At 65.5% G+C, this 9077-nt stretch carries 9 protein-coding genes and 1 pseudogene; 8 read left to right on the top strand and 2 right to left on the bottom strand.

Going from position 1 to position 9077, the window contains the following annotated elements; all coding sequences use genetic code 11:
* Positions 1 to 132 precede the first annotated feature (132 nt).
* Both WAN71_RS10210 and WAN71_RS10215 read left to right on the top strand, forming a co-directional pair.
* Complete coding sequence (locus tag WAN71_RS10210) at positions 133 to 948, top strand: alpha/beta fold hydrolase (RefSeq protein WP_422225220.1); 816 nt, start codon at positions 133 to 135, stop codon at positions 946 to 948.
* Positions 926 to 1618, top strand: coding sequence for a helix-turn-helix domain-containing protein (locus WAN71_RS10215; protein ID WP_422225221.1), 693 nt, complete (start codon positions 926 to 928; stop codon positions 1616 to 1618). The genes WAN71_RS10210 and WAN71_RS10215 overlap by 23 nt, the downstream gene beginning before the upstream one ends.
* A gap of 11 nt (positions 1619 to 1629) precedes the next feature.
* Here WAN71_RS10215 and WAN71_RS10220 read toward each other — a convergent pair whose 3' ends face one another.
* Positions 1630 to 2841 carry a CaiB/BaiF CoA transferase family protein gene (locus tag WAN71_RS10220; protein WP_422225228.1) on the bottom strand — a complete coding sequence of 404 codons (1212 nt, stop codon included), beginning with the start codon at positions 2839 to 2841 and terminating at the stop codon, positions 1630 to 1632.
* A gap of 65 nt (positions 2842 to 2906) precedes the next feature.
* Complete coding sequence (locus WAN71_RS10225; RefSeq protein WP_422225222.1) at positions 2907 to 3668, bottom strand: SDR family oxidoreductase; 762 nt, start codon at positions 3666 to 3668, stop codon at positions 2907 to 2909.
* A 171-nt stretch (positions 3669 to 3839) separates the two neighbouring features.
* On the opposite strand from WAN71_RS10225, the gene WAN71_RS10230 reads away from it, so the two are divergent.
* The 6 genes and pseudogenes from WAN71_RS10230 to WAN71_RS10255 all read left to right on the top strand — a co-directional run.
* Positions 3840 to 4841: a dihydrodipicolinate synthase family protein gene (locus WAN71_RS10230; RefSeq protein WP_422225223.1), complete on the top strand. Its 1002-nt coding sequence runs from the start codon at positions 3840 to 3842 to the stop codon at positions 4839 to 4841.
* Positions 4842 to 4907: 66 nt separating this feature from the next.
* Positions 4908 to 5720, top strand: coding sequence for an enoyl-CoA hydratase/isomerase family protein (locus tag WAN71_RS10235; RefSeq protein WP_422225224.1), 813 nt, complete (start codon positions 4908 to 4910; stop codon positions 5718 to 5720).
* Complete coding sequence (locus WAN71_RS10240) at positions 5720 to 6469, top strand: SDR family NAD(P)-dependent oxidoreductase (protein WP_422225225.1); 750 nt, start codon at positions 5720 to 5722, stop codon at positions 6467 to 6469. Before WAN71_RS10235 ends, WAN71_RS10240 begins: the two co-directional genes overlap by 1 nt.
* Positions 6466 to 8103 (top strand): AMP-binding protein, encoded by a 1638-nt coding sequence (locus tag WAN71_RS10245; RefSeq protein WP_422225226.1) that lies wholly within the window; start codon positions 6466 to 6468, stop codon positions 8101 to 8103. Before WAN71_RS10240 ends, WAN71_RS10245 begins: the two co-directional genes overlap by 4 nt.
* Complete coding sequence (locus tag WAN71_RS10250) at positions 8100 to 8909, top strand: acyl-CoA thioesterase (protein WP_422225227.1); 810 nt, start codon at positions 8100 to 8102, stop codon at positions 8907 to 8909. The genes WAN71_RS10245 and WAN71_RS10250 overlap by 4 nt, the downstream gene beginning before the upstream one ends.
* A 12-nt stretch (positions 8910 to 8921) precedes the next feature.
* Positions 8922 to 9077 (top strand): annotated as a pseudogene (locus WAN71_RS10255) (enoyl-CoA hydratase); the annotation flags it as partial.

The following is a 9077-nucleotide window of genomic DNA, read 5'->3' on the forward strand; positions in this document are numbered from 1 at the left end:
CGATAGCACCGTTCAGTACCGCCATAGTAGAACGTAATGGTCAGCCAGATAGACCTCAGTGGGCGCTGTTGGAATGGAGTACGTGAAACAGCGTGTTGAAGATCTGGCGTTGGCCGTCAGAAAGAGAACGACATGAGCGCGAAGGAAGTGATGACTGATCTGGTCGGCGAAAGCCGCCCGCGCACCTACGAGCGTGATGGCCTGACGTTGGGGTACTCCGTGGTGGGCGATGGTCAGCCCATCCTGTTCGTGCACGGCGCGACAGCCACAGGGGAGTTCGAGTGGGGTCCGCTCGCGACCAGGCTGGCGTCCGATTATCAATGCGTCTTGCCCGATTTGCGTGGCCACGGCCGATCGGAATTCCGCGAGTCGGTGGACATGGGGCAGGCCATCTGCGTGGATCTGCAACGTCTCGTCGAGCACCTGGGCCTCGACCGGCCTCACGTCGTGGGGTTTTCTTACGGTGCCGAGATCTCGCTCATGCTTGAACTGTCAGCGCCCGGTACCGCGCGATCTCTTGTGCTGGTAAGCCCGGGCACTGGGCGCCCCAGCGACTACCGGGTTCCGCGCCTCGAGCACCTGTACCGTACCTGGCCGTTCGCGTTGCGCCGTCTGCACGAGACCCACCATGGACCGGAGCACTGGCGTCAGCTTGTGACGGCGCTGCATGAGGACAGCGTCGGCCGATCCGAACTCTCGGCGGAAACGCTGGGTGGTGTCGGGTGTCCCGTGTTGCTGGTGGCCGGCGCCCTCGACGAGTCGACGCGGCGGGCCCAAGGGCGGCGATTCGCCGAGGTCAACGCTTTGGCGCGCTACGTAGAACTCGACGGCGCCGCACACGCCGTCCACCACAAATGTCCCGATAGGTTTGCACAGGTCATCAGTGCCTTCCTGGCTGAAGTCGACAATGAGAGAGCGGGGAGCCATGGCGCGGCAGAAGACAGCTGAGCTGAAACCAGTCAGTGATGAGGCGCCAGAGCAGTACGTGCCGAGCTGGCAGCGAGACAGCGTGGATCGATCACTGCGCAATGCGATCGAACGCGCGCGCAAGCGCAGTGATCGGTTCGTTGAGGCTGCCGTTGAACTGCTGTCCGAACGCGACGAGGGTGACTTCTCCATCCAGGACGTGGTGGACCGCTCCGGTCAGTCGCAACGCACCTTCTATACCTTCTTCGACAGCAAAGACAGTCTGATGCTCGCCGTGTACGAGACGATTCTGCGCAAGACCGCGATGCCGATGTTGCAAGAGCGGTGCGAGGGCATCGACGATCCGGTGCTGCGGCTTCGGGCGCTATTGGATGCATTGTCCGAGATCACCGAAATGCCGGCGCGGCTGGCACGGGGGTTGAGTGTTCTTCACCTGCGGCTCGCCGAAACCCGGCCAAACGACCTCGCCAGCGCATTGGAGCCGTTGCACGCCTTCATCGTCGAGTTGCTGACCGCAGTCGCCAAGGCGGGCCGGCTACGGGAGGACCTCGGGCTGCACACGCAAGCGGCGCTGCTTCAGGAATTGCTCCTTGCCTCGACGCACTCCCGGGTGTTGACGGGTGGCAGCCAGACCAGCGTCGACGATCTGTGGGCGTTCTGTTCGGCCGCGATATTGCGTCGCGAGGACTGACCGCCGGGGCTTCAGGTCACGGCACCGGCGATCTTGAGACTGATCAGCTCGTCGTCCGATTTTCCGAGTCCGCGCAGGATTTCGTCGGTGTGTTCGGCGAATTGCGGTGCCCGGGTAAGGCTGGCTGGCGTCTCGTCGAATTGCACGGGGTTGGCGACCAGTTCGCGTCGTGTGCCGTCGATGTCGAAAACTTCGGCGATCATTCCGTTGGCCCGCAGCGCGGCGTCTTGGCCCACCTCCCAGGGATCCTGCGCGACACCCCATTGCCCCTCCATGCCGCTGAACCGTGATGTCCACTCGGCCAGTGTCCGGCCGGCAATCTCGTTCTGAAGAATCTCGCCTCCTTCCCCGGCGTTCCCCATCAATGCGTCGACCGTCGCGAACCGCGTGTCGGTGATGAGATCTTCCCGCTCGATGCGTCGACAGAACTCGGGCCAATAGCGTCCCGGTTGCAGCATCGCCAGCACGATCCACCGGTTGTCGGCGGTCCGGTAGTTGCCCACGAGTGGGTTCGTGCGCGCTGAGCTGCTGCTCGGCACGCGCTCTGGCGGCCCACCGGTCAGGAGCGCGAAGCCGACCGACAGGGCGTTCGCCCAGGCGCCCACGCCGAGCAGGGAGACGTCGACCACCGACGTCTCGCCGGTCCGTTCGCGCGCCAGCAAAGCCGCGGCGATGCCTCCGGCGATGGTCATCCCGCCGAGCGAGTCGCCGTACGCGCCGGCGGGCATCTTGCACAAGCCATCGAACTCCGTCGGCGTGGTTCCGAGCGCGGAGCCGCCCCGGGCCCAGAAGGCGGTGCTGTCATAGCCGCCTTTCTCGCTGTCGGGGCCGCTGCTGCCGAAGCCCGAACCGCGCACGTAGATGATGTCGGAGTTGATCTTGCGTACGTCGTCGAGCTCGATGCCGAGTTTTCGGCGCGCCCTGGGCAGAAAGTTTGTCAGGAAGACATCGCTGACGCTGATCAGCTCATGCAGCACCTCTAGCGCTTCGGGCCGCTCAAGCGCCAAACCGATGCTGCGCTTCCCGCGATTGGGGTGCTCCATCAACGGCGCGAAGGAACCGCTGCCCACCGGCATGTCCATCAGTCGGCTCAGGCCGCGTTGGGCGTCGCCTGTCTCCGCGTGCTCGACTTTGATCACATCCGCGCCCCAGTCCGCCAGGACCGCGCCGGCAGCCGGGACAAAGGTGAACTGAGCCACCTCCAGAATCCGCACGCCTTCCATCGGTCGGATCACGACGGTCTCTCCTGTTCTGATTTAATTCGGTTGGTGTTGGGGCGATTTCGCGTTCAGCTACTCGCTGGACGAACGTGGATCACATCCATCATCAGATCGCGTGGCCGGGTCAGCACGTCGTACAAGACCTCGGCGACGCGCGCCGATGTCAGGAGTTGCGTTCCACTCATCCGGGTCAGATAGCCGTCGGCCTCCCAGATGGGCCAGGCCCGCTCCAGGTCGCCTGGGCCGAAGTTCTCATGGATACCGGTGTCGCCGACGGCGCCCAGGATGACCAGGGTCACCCGGATCGAGTCGCGCCGGAGTTCATGGTTCATCGCTTCGGTCAAGCCATTGAGCCCTCGTTTGGTCGCCGCGTAGAGGGTCATCATCGGGAGGTAGTCGAGAGTGATCTCGGAGGAGATGTTCATGATGTCGCCGCCGCCGGCGGCCCGCAGCAGCGGGATCGCTGCCCGCGTGGTGTAGATCGGTGCGACGAGGTTGGTGTTCACGGTGACGGCGATGTCCTCGTCGCTGGCCTCCTCGATGAGCCGGATCCGGCTGGCGCCGGCAGAGTTGATAAGGACGTCGACACGTCCGAATTGTGCCGCCACCTGCTCGAAAGCGGCGCAGACTTCGGTACTGCACGTGACGTCGGTGGCGATCGGGACCGCATTGGCTCCGAGGGTGTCGGCGATCTCGTCGAGTAGCAGCTTCCGACGTGCGAGCAGGATGACGGTGGCGCCCTCTTGCGCGAAGCGCTGCGCGGTCGCCCTTCCGACGCCCATCGAGGCTCCGGAGATCACGACGACCTTGCCCTCCATGCTGCGGGACATTGCAAGCCTCGATTCCTCATGCTCCTGGATGACGAATTGCGTCAAGCGACTGCCCTGGTGATGCAGTACTGCGTTGCGCTAGACGCATATGTCGTTCTACCATGACGCGCACGTGATAGTCATCATCTGGCCCGGCACAGCGTGCGGGCTTTTGTTCGGAGGGAGTCCGTTGTGCCCACACGTGTCACCGGCAAGGAGGCCAAGGAGTGGGCGGTCGAGCATTTATGGGGCAACTGCAGCTCGCTCTACACGCCATTTTCGGGCCCGGACGGCGACGACATCGACTTCGAGGCGCTGCGGGCGCTGGTGCGACACTGCCTGGTCGATCTGGACCAGGACGGCATCTGGCTCACCGGCGGCATCGCCGAGTTCTGGTCGCTGACCACCGACGAGCTCAAGGAGGTGGTTCGGGTCGCCGTGGAGGAGGCGCGCAGCATCAAGCCCGCGGCCCTCGTTCAGGTGATGTCCAGCACCGACACTGCCAAGCAATGTGTCGAACTGACACTGCACGCCCAAGAGCTCGGCGTCGACATCTGCTACATCCTGACCCCGTACTTCGAGTGCTCCGGCAAGCCCGGCGTCTTGGAATATCTGCGCTACGTCGCGGATCGGACCGATATGCCGTTGGGATTCTTCAACTCCCACTCCACCGGCCTGGTGCTGACCCCAAGCGAATGTGTTGAGCTTTACCACGAGATCCCTGCGCTGTGTGGGCTGAAGAACGGGCTGCTGGACGCTCAGCACAGCCTGGCAGTTCACACGCTCGCGCCTGAGATGGTGCTGTGGGAGGCGGACGACGAAGCGGGAATCAAGCTGGGAATACCCCATCCCGGAGCGCTCGGCTCCGCGCTGTACCTCTACGAAAAGCCCGGACTGCTGCTGTTTTCCGAGTGGCGGTCGCTTCTGGTGGCCGGCGACTTCGAACGGGCTGAGAAGTTCGCTGCCGAAACCGGGTTGGCGGATATGAAGGCCGCTAGCCGCTGCTACCAAGCGCACCCGGCCCGGCCGGGTGCGTTCACGCACTGGGGCGCGGGATTCAAGTTCGGTGCCAGCCTGCTCGGCCTGCCGGTGGGCGACTACCCCCATTCACGGCCGCCGCAGACCGCATTCCCCAACGAACTCAAGGGCCCGATCATCGAGGCGTATGCCGCATCCGGGTTTATCAAGTCCTGAGAAACGGAGCGCTGCCGTGCAGGTGCACCTGGTTTCGGCAGGGACCATCCCACGACTGGTCGAGCTGTGAGCAACGACGAGCGTTCCGCAACGCTCGCCGACGCGGCCGTCCGCGTCACGCGCGACGGGCCGGTGGCGTTGGTGATGCTTGCCCGGCCGGCGAAGTCCAACGCGATGGACGGCGAAGTCACCACTGCATTGCTGGACGCCCTGCGGTCGCTCTCCGAGAGCGGTGACGTACGCGCAATGGTGCTGACCGGCGACGGTAGGGCGTTCAGCGCGGGCGGCGACATTCAAACGATCCGAGAGATGGGCGCGGACAGAGGAGTTCGCGACGCGATCCTCGACAAGCACCAGGAATTGTTCTGGGCCATGAACCGGCTGCCGTTCGCAAGCGTCGCGGCGGTCAACGGCGCCGCAGTCGGGGCGGGTGTCACCCTCGCGCTGCTGTGCGATTTGGTTGTCATGGCACAGGATGCTTTCCTGTCCGATCCACGCGTCGCACTCGGTCTGCTCGACGGCGCGGGCGGAATTGTGTTGTGGCCGTTGCTGACCGGTCTCTCCGCGGCCAAAGAACACTTGTTGCTCGGCGATCGGGTTTCGAGCGCCGAAGCCCACCGACTCGGCTTGGTCAACCGCGTCGTGCCTGCCGAAGAAACCGTAGCGGCGGCCCTCGACGTGGCCCGCCGGCTGGCGGCCCTCCCGGCGCATGCGGTGCGAGAGGCGCGGCGCTTGCTGAACTCGCATATCGAGCGGGCTGCGCCGGTGCTGTCCGAGTGCGCACGGGCTGAGAGCGAATGCTTCGAGACTGACGAGCACCGTGCCGCGCTGGACCGCTTGAGCGTGCGACTCGCCGCGAGACCGCCAAGGGAGTCCTAGTGGTCGCAGGCAACCGGGTCGCGCTGGTAACGGGAGGCACCCGCGGAATCGGGCGCGCCGTGACCGAGGGGCTGGCCGACTCCGGGGTCGACGTGGCCGCCGCGTACGCTACCGATTGCGTTGCAGCAGAATCGGTCCGGGACCGATGCGAGAAAGCCGGCGCCCGCGTGACCCTGCACCGGGTGGACGTGGGCGACCCGCAGTCCTGTCGGCGCCTCGTCGACGAGGTCCTGGACCAGCACGGTCGACTCGACTACCTCGTCAACAACGCCGGCACGGTCACCGAGCAGCGCTACGGCGACATCACACCTGACGACTGGCAGCAGCACCTGGCGGTCAACCTATCGGCCGCGTTCTTCCTGTCGCAGGCGGCCATGAACACCATGATCGAGCGCCGCTTCGGGCGCATCGTCAACATCGGTTCGGTGTCCGCGACGATGGGCAGCCCAGTGCAGATCCCCTACGCCGCAGCCAAATCGGGACTTATTGGATTGACCCGATCGACAGCACGCGCCGTTGCGCGAAAAGGAATAACGGTGAATTGCGTGATCCCGGGCAGCTTCGACACCGATCTGTCGCAGGGGCTGGCGTTGACGGCCCGCGACGTCGTGACGTCGATGATCCCGGTCGGCCGCTGGGGGCGGCCCGAAGAACTCGCGCACGCGGTCAGTTTCCTGCTCGACGACCTGGCTTCCTATGTCACCGGGGCGGTGCTGACCGTGGATGGCGGAATGAGTATGGGCGGATGACCCCGACACCGTTGACCGCCGCGTGCATCGTCGCCCCTGGTGTACCGGAGGACCGGCGGGACGAATACCGGAGGCTGGGCTACGTCAGCGACATGACCATGAGCGCGTCGGTCGAACGTGCCGCCCGGTTATGGGGTTCGCGCCCCGCGGTCATCGAGGCGGGTCTGCAGATGACGCACCGCGAGCTGCTAGGACTCGTCGAGCGCGCCGCAGCGTGGTTGAGCGGGGCCGGAATTCGACCGGGCGATGTCGTCTGCTGGCAGACCCCGAACTGGTGGGAGGCCCATCTGCTCGGTCTGGCCATCTGGCACGTCGGCGCTGTGAGCGCGCCGATCGCTCCGTTCTACCGGGAGCATGAGCTGCGCCAGGTGATCGAGGAGGTGCGGCCGGCGGCCGTCATTTCGGCCGAGACGTTTCGCGGTTTCGCGCACGCCGAGGCCTTCGACGACCTGCTCGCCGAGAACGGCCTCGACGAGATTCCGCGGATCCTCCTGCGCGGATCACGTTTCGGCTGGACGCGATTCGACGATGTCGTGTGGCACCCTCGACGCTCATCGCCGGCCAACATCGGAGCAGACGAACCATGCCTGGTTTTGTTCACCTCCGGCACCACGTCGCGCGCCAAAGCCGCCGTGCACTCGTCGCGCACGTTGTTCGCCGAAACCCGCCAGCTCGCCGATGCGTGGGGGCTGCGCTGGGACGATGTCGCCTACATGGCCGCCCCGCTACAACACATCACCGGTCTGCTCAACGCAATGACGATCCCCTTGCTGGTGGGGGCCTGCGCGGTGCTCGCCGAGCGGTGGGAACCTGACCGGGCGGTCCAGGACATCATGGCACACCAGGTGACCTACTCGGCCGGCGCGACGGTGTTCCTGCAAGAGCTGACCGACGCTGCGAGAGATGCTCGGATCCGGTTGCCGCTGAGGATGTTTGCCTGTGGGGGCGCCTCGGTGCCGCGCGCGGTGATGGAGCGCAGTGAGGCGCAGGGTATCCCCGCGGCACGCGTATACGGCATGACTGAGCTGCCGACCGTGACGGTGATGAACCAAGCGGACCCGTTCGATCTGCGCGCGACGACGGACGGCGCGCTGGCACCCGGGGTCGAGGTGCGAGCCCTCGGCGACGACTGTCGGCCGCTGCCAACGGGTTTCGCGGGCGAGCTTGCGGTGCGGGGACCCGAGCGGATGCTCGGCTATCTGGAGCCCGAGGCCAACCGGTCCGCTCTCGACGATGACGGCTGGTTCCGGACCGGCGACGTCGGGATCCTCGACGACGACGGATGCCTCACGATCACCGGCCGAATCAAAGATGTCATCAATCGTGGGGGTGAGAAATTCTCCGCGCGAGACATCGAGGACCTTCTCGCCTCGCACCCGTCAGTGCGCCAGGCCGCCGTTGTCCCGGGTCCCGACGCAAGGTTCGGTGAGGTGCCGGTCGCCTTCGTCGTGCTGCACGGCGGCCGGCAATCCTCGGCCGGCGAATTGGCCGCACACCTGCACACCGCAGGGCTTGCCCGCCAGAAGTCCCCGACCGCTTGGCATTTCGTGGATTCCCTGCCGATGACACCATCTGGCAAGGTCAAGAAGTTCGAGCTGGCCGCCACCGCGGCCGCGGCAAGGGGCTCTCGATGAACATCGATCAATTCCGCGCGATGCTCGACCTCGGCCGCGACGGCGACGGACGCACGGTTCTTCCGCTGGCTCACGGGGGTGCGGAGCGGATTTTCGGCGGACAGATCCTGGCTCAATTGGTGGCGGCCGTGGCACCTGACCGGACAGTCAAATCGTTGCATGTGGCGTTCCCGCGGGAGGGGCGGCCGCACGACCCGTTGTATTTGGACCTCGAGAACACGCACGACGGGCGCACGCTCGGAGTGCGCCGAGCGGTGGTCTACCAGGACACTCAACACATCGGGGAGCGCCGCGTCGTTGCAACCGGCACCATCCTCGTTGACCGCGCCGACGACGGGTACGACTACCAATTCAGCAATGTGGCAAGCGCAGATCCATTGGCGGCCAAGCTGATCAACTTCCCGGTGGTACCCGGCGAGAGCAGACTGATCAGCGATATCGGGCTAGACGACGCGAGCGCTGTCCCGGCCGAACTCGCGTTCTGGATGCGCTGTGGCGACTTCACCGACACTTCGCTGGCTCGGCCGGTGCTGGCATACGTCTCGGATTGGCCGCTGATCGGCACTCTGCTCAAGGCGGTACCCGGCACTAGCCAGCAGGACGCCCACGTCCGGCTGCAGACCGGCGTAGTCAGCCACTCGATCTGGTTCCACCAACCGTTCGACGTGTCGGAGTGGCTGCGGATGGAGATTCGTGGCGAGCGTCTTGCCGACGGCCGCGGATTCGGCACCGGCGCGGTCTATACCCAGGGTGGATCGCTCGTTGCGTCGTTCGCTCAGGAGAGCGTGATCAGACCCTTCGCATAAAAGGAGACAGCAATGGCAGCAGAGCATTTCGTTCGGTACGGGACGGACGGGTCGGTGGCGGTGATTACCCTGGACCGGCCGCAGGCCGCAAACGCGCAGACACCGGGCATCCTCAAGGACCTCGACGACGCGTGGCGGCGCGCGGACGCAGACCCCGATGTACGGGTG

Source organism: Mycobacterium sp. (assembly GCF_049280035.1).
Lineage (GTDB): Bacteria > Actinomycetota > Actinomycetes > Mycobacteriales > Mycobacteriaceae > Mycobacterium.